This window comes from Mesorhizobium sp. M8A.F.Ca.ET.181.01.1.1 (genome assembly GCF_004792025.1).
GTDB lineage: Bacteria > Pseudomonadota > Alphaproteobacteria > Rhizobiales > Rhizobiaceae > Mesorhizobium.
Genome location: NZ_SRTV01000223.1, coordinates 1 through 306, shown reverse-complemented (window position 1 = coordinate 306; position 306 = coordinate 1). Strand labels below are relative to the sequence as shown.

General features: G+C 62.7%; 1 protein-coding gene and 1 pseudogene. One reads left to right on the top strand and one right to left on the bottom strand.

The window, feature by feature from the left end; translation table 11 throughout:
• A partial coding sequence (locus tag EN824_RS34360; RefSeq protein WP_135933221.1) for a transporter substrate-binding domain-containing protein occupies window positions 1-186 on the top strand: 186 nt, incomplete at its 5' end.
• A gap of 14 nt (window positions 187-200) precedes the next feature.
• On the opposite strand, the pseudogene EN824_RS36440 reads toward EN824_RS34360, so the two are convergent.
• Window positions 201-306: pseudogene (locus EN824_RS36440) on the bottom strand (Tellurite resistance protein TerB); the annotation flags it as partial.

Genomic DNA, 306 nt, shown 5'->3' with positions numbered 1-306 from the left:
AGTTGCTGTCGCTTTGCCGGCGGTCCGTATCTGGCGCCGGAATATCTGGGTTCGGGCATGGCGATCGCCACCCGCAAGAGCGATACCGCGCTTGCCGCCGCCTTCGACTACGCGCTGCAGGAAATCTCGATCAAGGGCACCTTCGCCGAGTTCTATCTGCGCTATTTCCCGGTGAGCTTCTTCTGAAGGTCGCGCCAACGCTAAGTCAGCGTGCGTAGGCGCGCCTTGGTCGCTCGCGCAATCGCAGCCACGGTCAGCGTGTCGAGGTCGAGCTTGAGGCGGATGAGTTGCAGCACCCTGACCTCC